The organism is Campylobacter sp. 19-13652, assembly GCF_019702925.1.
In the GTDB taxonomy this organism is placed as follows: Bacteria; Campylobacterota; Campylobacteria; order Campylobacterales; family Campylobacteraceae; genus Campylobacter_A.
This window is the reverse complement of sequence record NZ_AP024713.1, coordinates 1,221,190-1,241,607: the sequence shown is the minus strand read 5'-3', so window position 1 is coordinate 1,241,607 and position 20,418 is coordinate 1,221,190. Positions and strand designations below refer to the sequence as shown.

Sequence of the window (20,418 nt, the reverse complement as noted above, 5' to 3'; positions counted from 1 at the left end):
AGTATATAATCTGCTTTATTTTGTCTCAAATAAGACTAAAAGCGCTGGAAAGCGATGCAAGCATAGAGATGCCAAGATATTCAGTAAGCGATATTTATGCTACATATGCGCCACTTAGCGGAAATCTAAAAGTGTTTGAGGTTTTATAATATCTTTAACAAATCATACGCCTCTCACTCACAAAGGGCTGCTCAATATACAGGGGATTTAAGCTCGATAGATTGGGAAGCTGGAAGGAATATAAAGCTAAATTTAAGCTATTAAGTTTTAAATTTTAAAGCCAGGCGGAGCATATCCGCCTATAAATTTTTAATCCTCACTCTTCGCCAAATAGCGCCTTTAGCCCTTTTAGCCCATCGTTGTTACTATTGTTATCCTCTGGCGCTACCTTGCCTATTTCGTGAATTTGTATTTCATAGCCTGTTAGCATGCTGGCTAGGCGGATATTTATGCCACTTTTTCCGATGGCTTTGCTTTTTTGTTCGCTTGCTATGGTTATTGTGGCTTGCTGGTCGTTGATTTTTACAGCACTTACTATAGCTGGACTCATTGCGCGAGAGATAAATAGCGCTGGCTCGCTCACGTATTCGATGGCGTCTATGTTTTCGCCGTTTAGCTCCTTGCTTACGGCGTTTATACGCACGCCTTTTGTGCCTACTGTTGCGCCTACTGGATCGACATTTGGCGTAGTTGCCATGAGTGCTACTTTGGCGCGCTCGCCTGGAATTCGTGCGCTTGAGTGAATTATTACTAAGCCGTCTTTTATCTCAGGGACTTCAGCAGCTAGCAGGGCTTCTAGGAATTTTGGCGAAGTACGGCTAAGCTCCACTCTCATGCCCTGAGCCTTATCTGCAAATACCTTTCTAATTACCGCTTTTACCACGTCTCCTACTTTGAATTTTTCACCTTTTATTCGGTATTTGCGTGGCAGGACGGCTCTGATTTCCTCTATTTCTATATAGGTGTTTTCCTCGCCATCTACCCTTACCACTGAGCCAAAGACAATATTTCCGACCATCTGATTGTATTTTTCAAAGATTTTCTCCTCCACAAGGCGCTGAATGTGAAACTCAAGCTCCTTATGCAGTGCACTGGCTGCTGTTCTGCCTAGGTTATCAAGACTTAGCTCATAGCTTAGACTATCGCCCACCTCTGCGCTAGCGTCCTCTTTTTTTGCGTTTTGTAGGCTTATGACGCTAGTTGGGGCGCTTACTAACCTCTCATCATCAGGGGCTACGACCTCTACTTTTTGAAAAAGTTTTATGTTTTTTGTGTTTGCGTCAACTACCGCATCGTACACATTTTGTGCTCCATAAATTCTTCTAGCAGTGCCTATGACTGCACGTACTACTCGCTCTTTTACGCTTTCTATGTCTAGCCCTTTTTCGTTTGCGATTGACTCTATGATGTCTGATATTTTTTCCATTTTTGCTCCGTTGTCTTGATAAATTTATGGGGGAATAAATCGTGAAGTGGTGCAATTATACATTTTTCTTAATTATAAAAACTTTAATGTCATTTTTATAAGCACTTTGCTATACTCACAAATTCAAAAAATGAAAGAAAGGTGAGCAATGGAGCTAAAACTAGCTAGAACCGAGTTAAATGCAAAACCAAAATCAATCTCTCTTGAAAAGATAGAAGCAGCAGTTGCCAAAGACGGACAGAAAATTTTTTATTTTGACAGGGATAATAGCCATAAGGAGCTAATTGCCTTAGTTGAGTATTTTGAGGAAAAGGGGCTTGGCGTGTATCATCGTACCGTAAGATATGGGCTAGACGATAATGACTATATGTATGAGATACACATTTTATAATGTCTAAAAAGCTATTTATTCAGACTTTGGGCTGCGCGATGAATGTCCGCGACAGCGAGCATATGATAGCGGAGCTTGAGCAAAAAGAGGGCTATACCCTAACTGAAGATATGGGCGAGGCGGACCTAATCCTAATAAACACCTGCAGCGTGCGTGAAAAGCCTGTAAATAAGCTTTTTAGCGAGGTTGGGGCGTTTAAAAAGGGTGCAAAGGAGGGCGCAAAAATAGGCGTGTGCGGCTGCACAGCTAGCCATCTGGGCGGAGAAATTTTTAAGCGAGCGCCGTATGTGGATTTTGTGCTGGGAGCTAGAAATATCAGCAAGATAACGCAGGCTGTAAATACGCCAAAATTCGTAGCCACCGATATAAATTATGACGAGAGCGAGTTTGCCTTTGGGGAGTTTCGCAGCTCGCCGTTTAAATCTTACATTAATATAAGCATAGGTTGCGATAAAAAATGCACCTACTGCATAGTCCCGCACACCAGGGGCGAGGAGATAAGCGTGCCAGCCGAGCTTATCCTGCGTGAAGCTAGCCGTGCGGCTGCAAATGGGGTAAAGGAGCTATTTTTGCTAGGGCAAAACGTCAATGGCTATGGCAAACGCTTTAGCTCCACGCACGAAAAGATGGACTTTACCGACCTTTTAAAGCGGCTTAGCGACATTGATGGTATAGAGCGAATTCGCTTTACCAGCCCACACCCACTGCATATGGATGATAAATTTATAGCCGAGTTTGCGTCCAATCCAAAAATCTGCAAATCTATCCATATGCCCCTGCAAAGCGGCAACACAAAGGTGCTGCGTGATATGAAGCGTGGCTATACGAAGGAGTGGTTTCTTGACCGAGCCGAGCGCATTCGCTCGCTCGTGCCTGATGTGAGCATTAGCACCGATATTATCGTGGCTTTTCCAGGTGAGAGTGAGAGTGAATTTAACGATACTATGGACGTGCTTGAGCGGGTAAGGTTTGAGCAGATGTTTAGCTTTAAATACTCTCCGCGTCCGCTTACAAAGGCGGCTGAGTTTGCAGGGCAGATCCCAGATGAGATAGCCAGCGAGCGTCTAACTCGTCTGCAAAGCCGCCATAATGAGATACTTGATGAGATAGTCGCACGCCAAAAGGGCAGGGTGTTTGATGTGTATTTTGAGGAGCTTAGAGCAAATGGCGGCGTGGCTGGCAGGAGCTTTAATAACTTCTTAGTGCAGGTAAATGGCAGTGAGGAGCTGCTTGGCAAGACGCTAAAAGTGCGAGTAGATGAGCCAAAACGAATGGTGCTTTATGGGGAAGTCGTTTAGCAAAGGCTTAAAAAAGGCTTTTTTAAATTTTATGCCGTTTTTGGCGGCTTTGGTGCTTAGGCTAATTTATATCACTTGCAAGAAAGAATTTAAAGGCGACCCCATAGATGATAGGGGCTCTGTGGTGGTATTTTGGCATGGGCGACTAGCGATGATGAGCTTTATTTATGCAAAGTTTTGGCGGCGCAAAGACGGCTTGCAAAAAAGCGCAAAAGTCATCATAAGCGATCATAAAGATGGCGAATTTATCGTGCGTGTGATAGAGTATTTTGGCATAGGTACCATACGCGGATCTAGCTCAAAAGGCGGAGTGCGTGCAGTGGCGCAGGCTTTAAAGGAGCTAAAATCTGGCGTTGATGTCATCATCACTCCAGACGGTCCACGTGGCCCACGTCACAGCGTAGCTTTGGGAGCTGCAGCCATAGCTATAAAGGCAAAAGCCCCAGTTTATGCGCTAAATTATGAGGCGGATAGGTTTTGGCAGTTTAAAAGCTGGGATAAAATGATACTGCCAAAGCCGTTTTCAAAGATAACTTTTAGCCTTTCGCCATTAAGCTTAAGCGATGATAGCTTTTTGGCACGTCGCGAGATAATGAACGCTCTTTGGTGCATAGGTCATGATGACGGCGGAAAAAGCATAAAAGATAGCGAGGTTGAGTATTGCGAGGAGCTAAATTTATGGGCTCAGTCTCTTAGGAGGCGTAAAAAACCACTACTTTTAGATGAGCAAATGGCGCAAATTTCTCACAAAATATCAGAACAAACCGGAGTAGCAATAGACATAAGCGATCCATATGGTAGCGCTAAAAATTTTAAGCAAGCAGGAGAGCAGGGTGCTTAGCAGGGCTTTGGCGGTGCTTATTTTTGTTTTTATTTCGCTTGGGGCACTATTTTTTTTCTATACAAATGAAAGCTACGAACTAGCTTTTAAGGCACGTTTTTACTACTCTATTTCAAATTACGAGCAGTCTTATGAGTTAGCGCGCAGGGCGTATGAGCTAGACTGGAAAAACAAAATGGCTTCGTCTTTGCTGCTACGGGCTGGAGCTGCACTAAAATACGAGGCTTACTTAAAGCAAGGCAATGATTACTCGTCTAAGATACTAAGCCTTGGCGTAGACGGAGTCGATAAAGCAGAGGAGAAACGCATCGCACTTATGTGTGATATTATGATAGAGCAGTTTGGCGATTTGGGCTCTAGGGTGCATACCCCTGATGAGCTTTATGAGGCGGCAGAGGCTATGCGTGATAAATTTAAAAAGCTAAAATCGGCACTATTTTAAACTTTCTTAATGCAATTTTGGGTATTATGTTAGGATTTTATTTAAACGAGGTATTATGGAGTTTCGCGTCCGTAGGCTGTTTTCAAATTTATTCTTAAGCGTCGTTTACGGCGAAGATGATTGTCAGATATATGGCAGGGTTTTTCGTCGTGGCAAAGTCATAAAGACTATCGAGGCTAAATTTGATAGCATACACGAAAAAGACGGCGAAGCAAAGGTGCTAAACTATATCGCTCGTCAGGAGAAAAACTACCACGATACCTATGTAGGACTGTTTTTTGCCGATGGTTCGCAGGGGGCTTTGCCGACTACTAGGCAGAGTGATTTTAAGCTTTATGGGATAAATCCAGCTAGCCTAAGTAGCATAGTGGTAAATGATAGCTTTAGTATATACGCAGATACAGAGGCGCTTGCTAGGGCGAAAAATAGCCTAGGCGATATAGGTGTGGATCTTGTTTATTCTCCGATAGCTTTGATGTATGAGCAGATTCTCTCTCGCAAGCCAAGCGATAAAACTAGCATGTATATTTATGGACATTCAGACTCTTTTGCTCTTGGAATTTTTAAATCAAATGAGCTTTGCTTTGCTACATTTTTTAAAGTAAGCGATGATGAGCGCGACCTAGAGGATATAGCTGATAGCCTAAATAGCGAGGATATTACTGATATTTCAAATTTAATCGCCACAGAGGAGGACGAGGCTAGACACCTTGATGATTTTCAAAGCCTTGATGATTTTTTAAAGGGCGATGATGATACTTTTGCAGATATTGACTATGATATAAACATGCCAGAAAGTAGCGACGTCGCAGCTAGTGTGGCGATATTTGGGCGAGATATGAGTATATTTTCTTATATTACTACGGCGATTAAGGAGTTTTATCATAATCCAATATATAAGGGTAATTTTATAGATGAGATTGTAATTTTTGATAGCGCCCATGTAAGCGCTACGTTTTTGCAATACTTGCAAGCAGAGCTTTTTGTCGAGGCTAGCGTGCAGACCGTAAATACTGCAAAACTTATAAATGATTTAATGCTAAAGGATATAAATTTATGAGCTCGCTAAGCTTTACAAAGGTTACCCTGCGCCCTATTTTTAGCCTTTTTAGTAAGATTTGGCTTAGCCTTATAGGGCTTGTTTTTGTTGTGCTTTTGGGTTTAAATTTATTTATCTCTTATAAAAATAGCTCAAATTCCTCAGAACGTGCAAGGCTAGCAAAAGAACAGGAGCTAGCCACCCAAAAAACAGCCGAGATTTCGGAACTTTTAGAGAGTATGCAAGCTCAAGGTGCTATCGCAAAAGATATACAAACTTCAAACATGCTTTTAAAGCAGAGTTTGCATAATCTTTTTGATTTGGTGCCTGATTCAATTACGCTCGAGGAGGTTACGATGGATAAAAACTCCTTAATAATAAAAGGCATAACCCCAACTCAAGATGCGTTTAATCAGCTTTTAGCGACACCGCTAGCTAGTATTTTTACCACATCAAATACGAGCTTTTATCAGATAAAAAACGGCTGGTATGGTTTTATAAGCACTAACAAAATGGACAACTCAGAGGGCTATAATGAGTAAGCGAGATTTAAGCTTAGAGCATATAGATGTGGCAAAACTTTTAATTTATGTGCTTGCATTTTTGCTTGTTTGTATGGTGATGATATTTGGTTTTATTGTCCCAAATATCAAAGAGTACAAAGCCTCCACAAAGGCGAATAACTCCCAAATAGCCTCATATGCAAAGGCTAAGCATTTCCTTGATACTAAAGCCGCCGCACTTGATGCTTTAAAGCAGGAAAATAAATATCTAATAGAGGCGTTTTCTCATAAATTTGACCCAGCCCAGTTTAGTGAGTTTGCTTCAGGCTTTTTTAGTGATGTTTCGTTACATAAGGTAGACATGCCAGCCATAAATTCGCAAAATGAGCCTCAAAATGCCAAAGCCAGTGGCGAAAATAATGCTCAAAATAGCCAAAAAAGCGAAAAAGATTACTTTGTTTATGAGCTAAGCGTTACTAGCTTTTCTGATACGCCAAGTAGGCTTTATGCCTTTTTAGATGCGCTTAGCAAGTATCCAAATATCATAAAAGTCGAGTTTCCCATACAGATGAGAGGCGAGGGCGAAAAGATCCGTACACGCTTTAATATTAAGGTTTATGGCGATATATGAGACAAATTCTAAGCGCAAATAGATACGGCGCATTTTGGATAAATTTAAACGGCGATGAGTCTACGAGCACTCAGAGTTTTGCTGATGATGTGGCGCCAAATTCGATGAATGATGACGCAGCTAGGCTTTTAGACTCTAAAGAGCGGGTAGGATATCCCTATGTCAGGAAAAGCTATTTGCTAGCACAAGGTGCCGCAAAAAGTGAGCTTCGAGGCAAGGAGGAGTTTGTCAGGGTTAGCTGGGATGAGGCATTAAATCTCGCCGCAAAGGCGCTAAAAGACAGCTTTGAGAAGCACGGTGCGCAGAGCATATATGGCGAGTGCTATTTTTGGGGTGGTAGCGGCAAGGTAAGCTGGGGGCGCAGCGCAGCTCATAGAATGCTTGATATTTTAGGCGGTAGCGTGCGAGAGTTGGGGGATTATTCCACTGGTGCTGGGCAGGTGATTTTGCCCTATATCATAGGCTCACAGGGGGTTTATGAGGAGGCGACAAAGTGGGAGGCAGTGCTTAAAGGGTGCGAGCATGTGCTGCTTTGGGGGTGCGATGCGATGGTTACAAGCCAGACTCATCACGGCGTACCACTGCATGAAAACTATCCATATTTTGACGCCCTAAAAGCCAAAAAAGTCCGCGGCGAGATAAAAATAACAAGCATTGATGTATGGCAGAACGAAACTGCCACATACCTAGGCGCAAAGTGCCTAAATATCACGCCTAGCAGCGACACAGCCTTGGCTTTGGGGCTTTGCGGCTATCTTTTAGAAAGCGGACTTTATGATAAGGACTTTATTGATAAATTTACCATAGGCTTTGATAGGTTTAAAAGCTATCTTTTAGGCGAGATTGACGGGATTAAAAAGGACTTAGGCTGGGCTAGCGCAATATGCAAAGTAAGTGTGGACGAGCTAGAAAATCTAGCCATAAATTTACGTCGCCATCCTTCGCTTTTGCTCATAGGCAGGTCTATTCAACGTGTAGAAAATGGTGAGCAGTGCTACCACGCTATCGTTAGTTTGGCTGCTATGCTTGGGCATTTAGGGCAGCTTGGGTGTGGGCTTGATTTTTCTCTTGGCTATGGTTGCGCTGGGGCAAATAGCTATATTGCGCCAAAGCTTTTAGGGCTTAGCGAGGTGGATTATAAAAAGCACGGCTTAAAAACTCCTCGGCATATTTTTATTCCTTCAAGTCGCTTTAGCGATGCCTTGCTTGAGCCTAATAAGTGCGTTGGCTACGACGGGAAAAGCCTCGTTTTGCCTCATATTAGGGTGGCTTATAATGCAAGTGGAGCGATGTTTACTCGCCATCAAGATACAAATCGCCTGCTAAAAGCGTGGCAAAAGCTAGATACAATCATTACGGCAGAGCCGTTTTGGACGGCGACTGCTAGGCTTAGCGATATTGTTTTACCAGTCGCACTTGAGAGCGAGAGAGTGGATATTTTAGCTAGTAGCGGCGGACATATTTTTGCTTTAAAGGGCGAGATAAAGCCTTTTGGTGAAAGCAGAAGCGATTATGAGATATGCAGAGGCATATGCGAGATTTGGGGTAGGGGGCTAGCCTTTAGTGAGGGTAAAAGCGAGCTTGAGTGGGTGCGTGAGATATACCTAGACGCTAGAAACAAGGCTATGAATTTAGGCTATGAAAATCTGCCTAGCTTTGATGAGTTTTGGCAGAGGGGATATTTTAAATTTGATAAAATAGATGAGAAAAAGCACTACTATACGCGTTTTTTTGATTTTGTAAATGGTGGGCGCAGTCTTGCCACTAACTCTGGAAAAATTGAAATTTATTCAAGTGAGCTTGCAGATATGGGGTATGCGGATTTTAGCGGATATGCCTCGTGGCATGAGCCAGCTGAGTGGGCTAGGCGTGATAAATTTAGCCTATTTCTCATATCACCACACTCAAAGCACAGGCTTCATTCCCAGCTTGATAACTCTCTTGTATGCCGCAACGCTAAAATAAACGGACTTGAACCAGTGGTGATGAGTGAATTTGACGCAGGGGCAAGAGGGCTAAAAGATGGCGATATAGTGCGGGTTTATAACGACCGTGGAGAGATACTTTGTGGTGTGAGTGTGAGCGCTAGAGTGGGGCGAGGTGTGGTGCTAGTGTGCGAGGGTGCGTGGTATGAGCCTGCTATTTGGGGTGAGCCTAGCCTATGCCTAGGTGGCAACGCAAACGTCCTAACCAGCGATATTGGCTGCTCTAGCCTTTCGCATAGTAATTGCGCCCATACCGCACTCGTAGAAGTTGAGCTTTTTAGCGGCAAAATACCTCCAAAAAGCCCATTAAAGCTTTGTTGAGCCTAGGCTTTTAAACAAAGACTATTGCTTTATAAATTTAAAAAAGCAAGCTCTAGTCATTATATTATAAGCGCCATTTTATCACTTGTGTAACAAAGCAATATACTCGCCAAAGTTAAAGCTTTACTTCACTTAGAAATTTTGTTTAAAAAACAGACTATAAACAGTCATAGTTCTAGCTTTGCGTGCTGGTGCTACCCAAGTTTTTGCTATAAACCTCTGTGAAAGTGTCAAAATCATTCAGGTATTTGTGGACTACTAGCAGTAATGTCAAAAGTTGCTGACATGAATTAGTGGTGTTAGGTTTATATTGTGGTTTAAAATTTATAATTAAAATTTGGCTCTTTTAAAGACTTATATCAAAACAAGCCTAATACTACAAATTCGTACCAGTGACTAAATGTAGTATTAGTGCTTTAAAAGGCGTAGCAAAAAACTAAAAACATCCTATATAACGCCTAGTAAGCACTACTATAAGGACTGAAAATACCCACTGCTTATGTGGCTGTATTGCCAAGGCGCATAAATGGGCTATTCATAATTTATTAATCCACACTAAACCTGAGTATTTTTAGCTAGCGTGTAGTGTAGCATATATGTCAGCACAAAGCACAGTGCAGCAGGCACAACCCAGCCTAGCATTTGCTCGTAAAATGGCAGGCTTTTTACTATTTCTGTGATAAAGCCAAGCCCCAGGCCAGCGTAATCTAGTGCGTTTATTACTCCTATGGCTGCGGTTAGATACACGCAGCTACGATAAACTAGCTTGCTACCGTCTATGAATGAGTTAATGAGTGATAATAATATTAAGACTATGGCGACTGGATAAAGGGCGATTAGGATAGGTATGCTGATTTTTAAAATTTCATTTAGTCCAATATTTGCTACCGCAAAGCTTAGTACAGTCCACATTAAGACCCACTTTTTGTAGCCTATCTTTGGTAAAATACTCTCAAAATACGCACTCACGGAGCCTATAAGCCCAGTTGTCGTGGTTAGGCAGGCAAGAAAAGAAATACCTCCAAGCACAACCCTGCCAGCAGAGCCAAAGACTAGGTTGCTTATGTCGCTTAAAAACTGCGCGTTTTGGCTACTTTCATCTATGCTTGAAGCGGTTATTGCGCCCATGTAGCTTAGCATGAAATATATGCTAGCTAGCACCGCCCCAGCAAAAATTCCAGCCTTTATAGTCGCTACCATTAGCCCACGCCCTGATATGCCGTTTGACTTTAGCGCCTTAGTTACTAGCACGCCAAAAGCCAGCGCAGCCAGCGCATCCATCGTCTGATACCCAGCTATAAAGGCTGTCGAAGATGGAGAGTCTATATATCCTCCTCTTGGCGTACTAAAATTGCTAGGAAGGACAAAAAATCCGACCACAAAAAGCAAGAGTATCAGACTTAAAAGCGCTGGTGTTAGGTACTTGCCTAGAGCTGTGGTAAGCCTTGAGGGATTTAGGCACATGTAGTAATTTAGCGCAAAATATGCAGCGCTATAAATAGCCTGCTCGACTGCGTGGTTACCTTCGCCTAAAAACGGCACGACGCTTATTTCAAAGGGCATATTTCCAGCACGAGGAATGCCAAGCATAGGACCAATTGCTAGGTAATTTAGCGTCATAAACACTAGGCTAAAGCCCACATCTACACGCCTAGTAAGCTCAACTAAGCCCCCTGCCTGCGCCACTGCGCCCACAACTAGTACAGGAAGCGTAACCGCCGTAAGGCAAAAAAACATAATCGCTAGGTAAAAATTCTCCCCAGCCTCTCGTCCTACAACAGGTGGAAAGATGAAGTTTCCGACGCCAAAAAACATAGAAAAAAGCATAAATGCTATGATGAAAAACTGCTTTTTGCTTAGGGTTTGCATGCAAATTCCTTAAATTTAGCTTTGTTTAATAATATTGATTTAATGCCGCTTTTAAAATTAAAGTTCTGTGGCTTATGGTGAAGCCAAGTTTAAGCCAATATAAATTTATAAAACCATTTCTAAGCCCAATTGTAGCAAATTGTAAATAAAATTAAAATATATAATTTATAAAATTTATATTTTTTAAAAGACTGTTGCGGTGCGGTAGGTATTTATCATTAAACTTCTTTTTGATTTTTGTCTACTAGACCTAGGCGTATACGAGTGGCTTATCGCCGATTTTACGCCAATCGACCGTGAAGCATTAAAAATCGTGCTGACGCTATCTTGTAATGTTAGTAATGCCTAAAAAAGCCAAGTTGGGTAAATTTATGTGGCTTTAAGAGCAAAAAGGCTTAAAATAATAAATTAAGCTCGCTTTATTTTAAGTTTATTAGCCACTATTTGACACTTTGATTTTTATTTATATTAAATGGTGGCTTGATGTCAAGGCTCTAGTTTATCGCTGTTGGCTTTTAATTTGCTTATTTTAGCTCGCTTTATGCTTTTGTGTCCAGTCTGTCTACAAAAGCTTAGACCTTACTTGCAAATTCGCTTTTACACAAAAAGCAAAGTAGCGTGTATGCGGGTAGACTAGATACTAGCGTACTAGTAAATTCATACCCCCCCCCTCAAGCATATCTTTGAGTGCTCCCATCTGTGCCATTTAATGGCATTAGTGCTTGTAGTTTATCTGTTGCGAATTATGCTAGAAACGGTTTTTATCTTTAGTTTGGCTTATGGGGTAAAAAGATGAAACGAGGTGGTGCTATAAATTTAAAGCACCCAGCCCAGACTGGGTGCGGTCTGCTTAGTTTGTGCGCTTTTTTAGGCTGTTTAATAGCTCCTCTAAGTTATAAACGGCTCTTTTGCTCTGGCTTAGCAGGTGTATGAGTATGTCGCCAAGGTCAATCACAACCCACTCATCGCTGCTCTCTACAGCTAAAAACTGCTCTCCTTCTGGCTTTAAGCGGTTTTTAAGCTCGTCTGTTAGGCTTAGTGCGTGGCGTTCGCCCATAGTCGTAGCTATGATGACCTCACGGACAAAGTACTCCTCATCCATCTCAAATACCTCTATCGCTTCAGCCTTTTTCTCATCTAGGATAGAGACTATTTTCGCTACTCTTTGTTTTATATTCATAAATTTATTATCTCCTTCATAAAATTTTATCACCTCGCTTTTTATCGATTGTGGTATTTTATTTAGCCCCTCGTGATGTCTAATCTGTGACGAGCTAATATCTACATGCACATCAAGGCTGGCTAGCTCAGGTGGTATAGCTATGCCGTCTCGTGCAGCTATGACAAAGCGCACCATGGACTTAAGCTTTTCAAATTCGTGCCATTTATGCAGGCTTTTTAAGTGATCTGCTCCAAGCACTAGGTCTATTTTATCTACTCCATAAAGCCTAAGTAAATACTCTGCCGTACGCACAGTAGGTACTGGGCGAGACTGCTTTATTTCCCAGCTAGAAATCTCAACCCTATCATCAAGCCCTTGCCAGAGCTTTTTTATCCACTCTAGCCGCAGGGCAGGAGGTGCGCTAAAAGTACTCTTAAAAGGGCTTATAAAAGTAGGCATAATGATTAATTTATCAATCTCAAGCTCCCTTAGGGCGAGCCTCACTACCGCGTCATGTCCTTCATGTGGCGGATCGAAGCTTCCACCATAAAGTGCTATTTTCATATTTACCTTTAATTTGTTTTAACCGATTTTAATGTAAAATTATACCCTATTATACCTAAAAAGGAAGCAAAATGGCTGTTAAAATGGCGATAAATGGATTTGGGCGCATAGGACGATGTGTCGCTAGGATTATACTAGAGCGCGACGACGTGGAGCTTGTAGCGATAAACGATACTGCGACTAGGGATTTGACTAGATATTTGCTTAAATATGATAGCGTACATGGGGAATTTAAACATAGCGTTAATGTGATAAATGATGATTATATAGAGGTTGACGGCAAAAAAATACGTGTATTTAGCACAAGAGAAGCGGACGAGCTTGGCTTTAGCGATTTTGGCGCGCAGGTGGTTTTAGAGTGTACGGGCGCACATTTAAGCAGCGAAAAATGCGAAAAATTTATAAATCGCGGAGTAGGCAAGGTTATCATGTCAGCCCCAGCAAAGGATGATACGCCCACCTACGTATACGGCGTAAACTCAGATAGCTACGCAGGAGAAGCGATAATCTCAAATGCCAGCTGCACGACTAACTGCCTAGCCCCAGTGGCAAAGGTGTTAGATGATAAATTTGGCATAGACAGGGGGCTAATGACTACCATTCACTCCTACACTCACGGCCAGAGCATAGTCGACGCTAAATGCGCAAAAGACGTGCGCCGCGGTAGGGCAGGGGCTGCAAATATGGGACCAACAAGCACCGGCGCGGCAAAGGCGATAGGGCTTGTGATGCCACATCTAAAGGGCAGGCTAAATGGCATTAGCGTGCGTGTACCTACGGTAAATGTCTCCATGATAGACCTAACCGCCGTACTAAAGCGCAGCGTAAGTGCCGAGGAGCTAAATGAGGCGTTTAAAGAAGCAGAGCGCGGATATATGGCTGGGGTGCTAGCTGTTGATAGTGATAAGCGCGTCTCAAGCGATTTTAACGGCTCAGGCTACTCATCTATCGTCATTGAGGATATGACGCGTGTAGTGGCTGATGATACGGTTAAGGTGCTTGCGTGGTATGATAATGAGTGGGGCTACTCGCAAAGGCTAGTCGATATGGCTGCGCTGATGGTTACAAAGTAGGCTTAAGGGGCGATAAAATGAGCGATGTAATATCTATAAAAGAGATTGATTTAGCCAATAAAAAGGTCTTTATCCGTTGCGATTTTAACGTGCCGATGGATGAATTTGGCAACATTACCGACGACCGCCGCATAGTCTCAGCTGTGCCGACTATTCGCTACTGCCTAGACCAGGGCTGCGCTGTGGTGCTAGCTAGCCACTTAGGACGCCCTAAAAATGGCTATGACGAGAGCTTTTCGCTAGCCCCTGTGGCAAAGCGTCTAAGCCGAATACTTCACCCTGATGTAATCTTTGCTGATGATGTAGTGGGTGCTGACGCAAAGGCAAAGGCAGCAAATTTAAAAGCGGGCGAGGTGCTGCTGCTTGAAAATCTGCGCTTTGAAAAGGGCGAGACTAAAAACGACGAAGCCCTAGCTAAGGCTTTAAGCGAGCTAGCGGACGTGTATATTAATGACGCTTTTGGTGTCTGCCACCGCGCGCACGCTAGCGTGGAGGCTATCACACGCTTTTTTGACAGCAAGCATAAGGCGGCTGGCTTTTTGCTGCAAAAGGAGATAAATTTCGCTCAAAGACTAATCAAGCACCCAACTCGCCCATTTGTCGCGGTCGTTGGTGGTTCTAAGGTCAGTGGTAAGCTTCAGGCTCTTACAAACCTCCTCCCACGTGTGGATAAGCTCATAATCGGCGGCGGTATGGCATTTACCTTTTTAAAGGCGCTGGGGTATAATATCGGCAATAGCCTGCTTGAGGAGGAGCTAATCGATGAGGCAAATAATATAATGAAACGTGCGCGCGAGCTAGGTGTGAAGCTCTATTTGCCAGTTGATGTGGTTGCGGCGCAGACATTTTCAGCTGATAGTGCGATTAAATTTGTAACAACGCAAGAAATTCCAGCTGGCTGGATGGGGCTTGATATTGGACCTGCTAGCACTAGGCTTTTTAAGGAGGCTTTAGCCGATGCGCAGACTATTTGGTGGAATGGGCCTATGGGTGTGTTTGAGATGGATAAATTTAGCAAAGGCAGCATAAAAATAAGCCACGCCATCGCTGAAAGCCACGCTACTACTGTAGTCGGTGGGGGCGATACCGCAGACGTGGTTGCACGTGCAAGCGATGCCGATGAGATGACCTTTATCTCCACTGGAGGCGGTGCGAGCCTAGAGCTAATCGAAGGCAAGGAGCTGCCAGGCGTGCGACCGCTTAGGATGCCAAAGGACGGCGAGTGATAATTGCTGCAAATTTAAAATGCAACCACACAAGAGCTAGCTTTGCACGCTATGCGGCTGGGCTTGGGGGGTATTTGGCAGAGCTTGGCGCGGCTGGGGTAAATTTAAACGCTGCGACGGCTAGTGCAGACTTGGGCGGAGCTTTAAAAGGTGGCGTGGAATTTACGGCTAGCGAAATGGCTATCAGGACTATGGCTAGCCTAGTGCAGGATAAAGGCGCTACCAGTGGCGCAGACAGCGCAGCTAGTAAATTTAACTCCCTTAATGTCATCGTCGCCGCCCCTGCTGCTTGCTTTTGCAAAGTAAGTGGCTTTGAGCTAGCGGCGCAGAACTTCTATCCAGCTGCAAATGGCAGCTTTACAGGCGAAACTGGAGCGGAGATGCTGGCTGAGTGGGGTATAAAAAGCGTGATAGTGGGACATAGCGAGCGCAGAATGCTTGGCGAAAGCGAGGAGTTTTTACGGAGCAAATTTGACTTTGCCGCCAAGCGTGGCTGGCGCGTGATATACTGCATAGGCGAGAGCCTAAGCGAGTATGAAAGTGGCGCGAGTGCCGAAGTTTTGGGCGCTTTGGCTAGCAATATCGACCTAAGATACTCAAATTTAATCCTAGCCTACGAGCCTATTTTTTCAATCGGCACTGGAGTGAGCGCAAGCGTGGAGCATATCGGAAAAATGCTCTCACATCTGCATACTTTAACGCCTGCACCGCTGCTTTATGGTGGCAGTGTGAGTGCGAAAAATGTAAGCGAGATAGTAGGCGTGGCGAATTGTGATGGCGTGCTGGTGGGAACTGCTAGCTGGGAGCTTGAGGGCTTTAAGGCACTAATCGAGGCTGGGCTTAAAATTTGAAAATAAACTTATTTTGACAAATATTATATAAATTTAAATTTGTTTATATTTACAATTTTAAAATATATTATGTATTTTTAAATTACTAAGCGAATTTTGTTGTCAAATTTATTTAGGTTTACTTCAAACACAAAATATAAATCTTTTTAGGGCTATTAAGATTTTTGTATTTAGTTGGTGATTTTTTTAAAGCCAAGTCTATTTTTGGCTTTAAAATTTAAAATAAATAAAGTGTGTTTAGGCTAAATCTGGAAGCCCTATGATGTTGTATCCGCAGTCGACATAATGCACCTCGCCAGTTACGCCGCTTGAAAGGTCGCTAAGCAGATAAAGCGCGGACTTACCGACATCATCTATGCTGACATTTCGCTTAAGCGGAGAGTGGGCTTCGTTATAATTTAATATCAGCCTAAAATCCCCTATACCACTAGCCGCAAGCGTTTTAATAGGCCCAGCTGATATGGCGTTTACTCGCATGCCTTTAGCTCCCAAATCATGTGCAAGATAGCGCACGCTACTCTCAAGTGCGGCTTTTGCCACCCCCATAACATTATAATGTGGGACAAATTTAGCCCCTCCAAGATAGCTAAGGGTAAGCACAGACGCACCATCTTTCATAACTGGAAGCACAGCACGAGTAAGCGAAACCAATGAGTAAACGCTCGTATTCATAGCTATCTCAAAAGCCTCTTTTGTCGTATTTATAAACTCTCCATCAAGAGCCTCTTTCGGAGCAAATGCCACCGCATGCACTAAAAAGTCAATTTCGCCAAAATCAGCTTTTATCTTACTAGCCAAGCTATCTAAATGCTCGTCATTATTCACATCTAGCTCATAAATATACGGACTATTAAACTCACTAGCTATAGGTTCTACGCGCTTTTTTATTGCTTCATTTAGGTAGGTAAAGGCTAGTTTGGCACCATTATCAGCACAGTGCTTTGCTATACCGTAAGCTATGGATTTTGAGTTTGCTACTCCGACTATCAAGCCTTTTTTGTTATTCATTATCATTTGTGCTCCTTAAATTTTTTAAGCTTTCATTCTATCTTGCATAGCCTTTAAAAGAGAAAGGGTATCGATGTTTTCAAGGCTCACTCCAGTAGGCACACCTTGAGCTATTTTGCTAAACTTAAGCCCCAAATTACTAAGTCTATCCTCTATATAAAACATTATCGCATCAGCGCTAAGTCCTGGTGTAAACGCAAATATCACCTCCTTAGCACCTATAACACTAGCCATATCAGCTAGCTTAGAGACTGCTTGCTCACTCATCTCATTAAGCACAAAATAAAGCCCCTCATACGCCCCACTTTGCTCCAATATAAGTATATCTTTTGCATTTTCAACTACGCATATAGTATCGCTATTGCGATTTTGGTCTGAGCAGATCTCGCAAAGCTCATGCTCGCTTAGCCCACCGCACTGCTTACAACGCACAGTAAGTCTAATAGCATCATCAATAGCGCTAGCTAGCCTCATACCAGCAAAGCTATCTGACATGGTAACAAAATATGCAAATCGCATAGCAGACTTTTTACCCACTCCTGGCAATGCCGAAAACGCCTCCACAAGGGCGTCAAACCTCTCAAGCCCTTTCATGCTACGCCACCAAAATATATGATAAAGTTATGCTTTTGGTCGCTGTATTCATAGTCTAGTTTAAATTTATGCATAATGCAAATTTGATTAATGATATAAAGTCCTAATCCAAGCCCAGCTTTTGCCTCTTTTATCTCATTTGAGCTTCCGCGTACAAATGCCTCAAGATAATGCTCAATATTATAAGTAAGAGGAGTTCCTCTGTTTGAAACGACAAGCCTGTCGTTGTAGCAAGATACACTGGCGCAGTGGTCTGTGGCGTATTTTAGGGCGTTGTCTATTAAATTTTTAAGCGCAAGACAAAACAGACTAAAATCAACACTTAAAATAGCGTCATCTACAATATCTACGTTCACTTTTTCGCTAAATTTATCAAGCATAAGCATATCAGAGACCTGCTCTACAATGAGCGATATGTGGCACTCCTTATAATCTAATGCGTAGCTTTTTGATAGAAGCTGCTCGATTTTACTAAATTCATTTATAAGCAGATCAAGTCGCTCAAAAATTGCTATTAGTCTATCTTTTTGAGTTTGATTATCTATCATCTCAGAGACTATGCGCCCTTTGCCTATAGGTGTTTTTAGTTCATGCATAATAGCACGTAAAAAAAGTTGCCTAGAGCGGATAAGCTCTCTAATTTTGGCTATAGCGTTATCAAATTCTCTTGCGACATTGCTTATCTCATCTTGAGAATCCATTTCAGAGTCTTTATATAGGCTCATGTCTATATTTCCGCTAGCAAACTGCCTTATGTCTTTGCTTAGCCTACGCAGAGGAAGCAGGCTTTTAAGCACAGAGATATACATAGAAATAAGCAAAATCGAAATAAACAAAAATCCAAAAAGAAGTGGATCGTTTACGTTTTTATTCTCATGGCTTTCTAGCAAAATTCCAAAAGATGGGTTTTGAATCTGTAAATATAGCTCTTTTTTATAGGATAAAGACTGCACTTCACCGATAGGGGTACGCTTTTTAAAGATGCTTTCGCCCTTTTTTATCACATCAAGTGCTAAAGTCTCGTCCTCAACGTACTCAAAGCCAAAATTACTAAAATACCTACGTAAATTTTGCGGAGGATTTCCCTTTTCATAAAGTCCAAGCAGGTAATTTATAGTACTTACCTGCTTTTCATAGAGCTTTTCCATAGCTTTGTCTGATTGTATGCTTACAAAGGTAAAAAACAGCAGACAAACCACACTAAAAGCTATGGCAAATATTATAGTGGTTTTGGTTGTTATTGAGTAACGCAAGGCTTAACCGATTAGCTTATAGCCTATTCCACGTACAGAAAATATATGACGTGGAGCTTTTGAGCTATCGCCTATTTTTGAGCGTAGCCTGCCTATTATCACGTCTAGGCTCTTGCTGTCTTTATCCTTTAGGCTTTTGCAGTTATACACAAGCTGTTCGCGTGATACTGAAAAACTATGCTGCTTTATAAGATAGCTTAAAATTTCATATTCAGCTGGGGTTAAGATTAAAGCCTCGTTGTTAAAATATATCTCATGGCGCTTTTCGTCTATTCTAAATGCACTATCAAGCACCTCTTCTTGCATTTCGCTACTTTTTTTATAGCGACGGATTAGGCTCATTATGCGTGCGTACATCTCTTTTGGATCGTATGGCTTTGGTAAATAGTCATCAGCACCTATTTGCAGACCCACTACCTTATCACTTATGTCGCTTCGAGCTGAGCTTATGATGATAGGTATGTCGTATTTTGAGCGAATTTCTTTGCAAACTTCAAGTCCATCAATGCCCGGCAAAGTAAGATCTAGAATAAGTAAATCATAATTTTTAATTCCAGCACTTAGTCCTAGGTATGGATCTTCGAAATTTGTTATTTTAATGTTAAAGTTATCCAGATACTCAGATAGTATTTGTGCAAACTCAGGATCGTCCTCAATCATCAGTACATTTATCATCATTCATCCTTTTGTAAGTATTTTATACAGGTGTTATTATAACGAATATAAATTTAAACATTGCCAAATTTAATAAATAAAGATAAAATAACGCCTTTAAATTTGAAAATCAGGAAAAATTATGGAATTAGACTATTATGAAGTGTTGGAGATAACAAAAACCGCCGATAATGAGACGATAAAAAAAGCCTACAGGAGACTTGCGCTAAAGTACCATCCAGATAGAAATGCGGGTGATAAAGAAGCGGAGGATAAATTTAAATTAGTAAATGAAGCCTACCAGGTTTTAAGCGATGAAAATAAACGAAGTATATATGATAGACATGGCAAGGCAGGGCTTGATGGCGGACTTGGCGGAGGATTTGACTTTGATATCGGGGATATTTTTAGCTCATTTTTTGGAGAGAGCTTTGGTGGTAGAAGCAGGAGGCGAGGTAACGGCGAAAAGTACCCACTAGACTTAGAAATAGGGCTATCCATAGACTTTCACGAGGCTGCATTTGGTTGCGAAAAAGAGGTAGAATACACCAAAAAAGTACCATGCCATACCTGCGACGGCACAGGTAGCAAAGACGGCAAAAAATCAACCTGTCATCACTGCGGTGGAAGCGGGCGCATAACACAAAGCAATGGCTTTATGTCAATAGTGCAAGAATGCCCATACTGCAATGGTACTGGCGAGATAATAAAGGATAAATGCCCTACCTGTTCTGGGCTTGGGTATGAGGAGGAGCGCCATAGCCTTAAGGTAAATATACCAGAGGGCATCGATAGCGGCATGAGACTGCGTATAAGCGGCAAAGGAAATGTCGGTAAAAGTGGCAACACTGGCGAGCTTTACGTGGTTGTGGAGGTGCGAGAGGATGAGCATTTTATAAGGCACAATAATGATGTTTACGTGGAAATTCCAGTATTTTTCACACAAGCGGCACTGGGAGAAAGTATAAGTGTTCCGACGTTACGTGGTAAAACTGAGCTTAAACTACCTGTTGGCACTGTGGATAAGCAGAGATTTGTCTTTGAAAAAGAGGGGATAAAGTCTGTAAATTCATCACGCATAGGCAATTTAATCGTGCAAGTATCAGTGCAAATGCCTAACAAGTTAAGTCAAGAACAAGAGGAGCTGCTAAAAAAACTGCAGGATAGCTTTGGAATAAAGGGTGGCGAAGCTGCTGAGGAGTGTAAGGGAATATTTGATAAGATAAAGGCTTGGCTTAAATCTGAATAATATTTGTATTTAGGCGGTAAAAGAGGCTTGGCGCCTCT

The 20,418-nt window shown here is 42.3% G+C and carries 19 protein-coding genes and 1 pseudogene; 12 read left to right on the top strand and 8 right to left on the bottom strand.

Going from position 1 to position 20,418, the window contains the following annotated elements; all coding sequences use genetic code 11:
* Positions 1 to 316: 316 nt before the first annotated feature.
* Positions 317 to 1,426, bottom strand: coding sequence for a transcription termination factor NusA (nusA, locus tag LBC_RS06030; RefSeq protein ID WP_221253501.1), 1,110 nt, complete (start codon positions 1,424 to 1,426; stop codon positions 317 to 319).
* A gap of 148 nt (positions 1,427 to 1,574) precedes the next feature.
* Here nusA and LBC_RS06025 point away from each other — a divergent pair, with 148 nt between their 5' ends.
* The 8 genes from LBC_RS06025 to LBC_RS05990 are packed head-to-tail and all read left to right on the top strand — an operon-like array spanning position 1,575 to position 8,877.
* Positions 1,575 to 1,817 carry an HP0268 family nuclease gene (locus LBC_RS06025; protein ID WP_221253500.1) on the top strand — a complete coding sequence of 81 codons (243 nt, stop codon included), beginning with the start codon at positions 1,575 to 1,577 and terminating at the stop codon, positions 1,815 to 1,817.
* Entirely contained in the window at positions 1,814 to 3,115 is a 1,302-nt protein-coding gene (gene miaB, locus LBC_RS06020; RefSeq protein ID WP_260173465.1) for a tRNA (N6-isopentenyl adenosine(37)-C2)-methylthiotransferase MiaB, read from the top strand. The genes LBC_RS06025 and miaB overlap by 4 nt, the downstream gene beginning before the upstream one ends.
* Positions 3,075 to 3,956, top strand: coding sequence for a lysophospholipid acyltransferase family protein (locus LBC_RS06015; RefSeq protein WP_260173335.1), 882 nt, complete (start codon positions 3,075 to 3,077; stop codon positions 3,954 to 3,956). Before miaB ends, LBC_RS06015 begins: the two co-directional genes overlap by 41 nt.
* Positions 3,910 to 4,398: a hypothetical protein gene (locus LBC_RS06010; RefSeq protein ID WP_221253496.1), complete on the top strand. Its 489-nt coding sequence runs from the start codon at positions 3,910 to 3,912 to the stop codon at positions 4,396 to 4,398. Before LBC_RS06015 ends, LBC_RS06010 begins: the two co-directional genes overlap by 47 nt.
* 55 nt (positions 4,399 to 4,453) lie before the next feature.
* On the top strand, positions 4,454 to 5,458 hold the full coding sequence (locus tag LBC_RS06005; protein ID WP_221253494.1) for a hypothetical protein: 1,005 nt from the start codon (positions 4,454 to 4,456) through the stop codon (positions 5,456 to 5,458).
* A complete protein-coding gene (locus LBC_RS06000; protein WP_221253492.1) occupies positions 5,455 to 5,979 on the top strand; it encodes a hypothetical protein in 525 nt (174 codons plus the stop codon). The genes LBC_RS06005 and LBC_RS06000 overlap by 4 nt, the downstream gene beginning before the upstream one ends.
* The gene (locus LBC_RS05995; protein ID WP_221253490.1) at positions 5,972 to 6,571 is read left to right on the top strand and encodes a hypothetical protein; all 600 of its coding nucleotides are present in this window, start codon (positions 5,972 to 5,974) and stop codon (positions 6,569 to 6,571) included. Before LBC_RS06000 ends, LBC_RS05995 begins: the two co-directional genes overlap by 8 nt.
* A complete protein-coding gene (locus tag LBC_RS05990) occupies positions 6,568 to 8,877 on the top strand; it encodes a molybdopterin-dependent oxidoreductase (protein ID WP_221253488.1) in 2,310 nt (769 codons plus the stop codon). Before LBC_RS05995 ends, LBC_RS05990 begins: the two co-directional genes overlap by 4 nt.
* Positions 8,878 to 9,432: 555 nt before the next feature.
* On the opposite strand, the gene brnQ is transcribed toward LBC_RS05990, so the two are convergent.
* The 3 genes and pseudogenes from brnQ to nadD form a co-directional block, all read right to left on the bottom strand.
* Entirely contained in the window at positions 9,433 to 10,746 is a 1,314-nt protein-coding gene (brnQ, locus tag LBC_RS05985) for a branched-chain amino acid transport system II carrier protein (protein ID WP_221253486.1), read from the bottom strand.
* Between the two features lie 850 nt (positions 10,747 to 11,596).
* Positions 11,597 to 11,926: a ribosome silencing factor gene (gene rsfS / locus LBC_RS09180; protein WP_409240993.1), complete on the bottom strand. Its 330-nt coding sequence runs from the start codon at positions 11,924 to 11,926 to the stop codon at positions 11,597 to 11,599.
* A gap of 51 nt (positions 11,927 to 11,977) precedes the next feature.
* A pseudogene (nadD, locus tag LBC_RS09175) lies at positions 11,978 to 12,472 on the bottom strand (nicotinate (nicotinamide) nucleotide adenylyltransferase); the annotation flags it as partial.
* A 71-nt stretch (positions 12,473 to 12,543) separates the two neighbouring features.
* Between nadD and gap the strand changes: the two are divergent.
* The 3 genes from gap (at position 12,544) to LBC_RS05965 (ending at position 15,622) form a co-directional block, all read left to right on the top strand.
* Entirely contained in the window at positions 12,544 to 13,545 is a 1,002-nt protein-coding gene (gene gap / locus LBC_RS05975; RefSeq protein WP_221253482.1) for a type I glyceraldehyde-3-phosphate dehydrogenase, read from the top strand.
* Between the two features lie 17 nt (positions 13,546 to 13,562).
* The gene (locus LBC_RS05970) at positions 13,563 to 14,771 is read left to right on the top strand and encodes a phosphoglycerate kinase (protein WP_221253481.1); all 1,209 of its coding nucleotides are present in this window, start codon (positions 13,563 to 13,565) and stop codon (positions 14,769 to 14,771) included.
* Between the two features lie 176 nt (positions 14,772 to 14,947).
* A complete protein-coding gene (locus LBC_RS05965; RefSeq protein WP_221254978.1) occupies positions 14,948 to 15,622 on the top strand; it encodes a triose-phosphate isomerase in 675 nt (224 codons plus the stop codon).
* A 237-nt stretch (positions 15,623 to 15,859) separates the two neighbouring features.
* Here LBC_RS05965 and fabI read toward each other — a convergent pair whose 3' ends face one another.
* From fabI to LBC_RS05945, 4 genes are read right to left on the bottom strand one after another with little or no spacing between them, the layout of a single operon-like run.
* Positions 15,860 to 16,636 carry an enoyl-ACP reductase FabI gene (gene fabI / locus LBC_RS05960; RefSeq protein WP_221253480.1) on the bottom strand — a complete coding sequence of 259 codons (777 nt, stop codon included), beginning with the start codon at positions 16,634 to 16,636 and terminating at the stop codon, positions 15,860 to 15,862.
* Between the two features lie 18 nt (positions 16,637 to 16,654).
* Complete coding sequence (gene recR / locus LBC_RS05955) at positions 16,655 to 17,224, bottom strand: recombination mediator RecR (protein ID WP_221253479.1); 570 nt, start codon at positions 17,222 to 17,224, stop codon at positions 16,655 to 16,657.
* Positions 17,221 to 18,477: an ArsS family sensor histidine kinase gene (locus LBC_RS05950; RefSeq protein ID WP_221253478.1), complete on the bottom strand. Its 1,257-nt coding sequence runs from the start codon at positions 18,475 to 18,477 to the stop codon at positions 17,221 to 17,223. Before LBC_RS05950 ends, recR begins: the two co-directional genes overlap by 4 nt.
* 3 nt (positions 18,478 to 18,480) lie before the next feature.
* Positions 18,481 to 19,152, bottom strand: a complete 672-nt coding sequence (locus LBC_RS05945; RefSeq protein WP_221254977.1) for a response regulator transcription factor — start codon at positions 19,150 to 19,152, stop codon at positions 18,481 to 18,483.
* Between the two features lie 121 nt (positions 19,153 to 19,273).
* On the opposite strand from LBC_RS05945, the gene dnaJ reads away from it, so the two are divergent.
* A complete protein-coding gene (gene dnaJ, locus LBC_RS05940; RefSeq protein ID WP_221253477.1) occupies positions 19,274 to 20,380 on the top strand; it encodes a molecular chaperone DnaJ in 1,107 nt (368 codons plus the stop codon).
* Positions 20,381 to 20,418 lie beyond the last annotated feature (38 nt).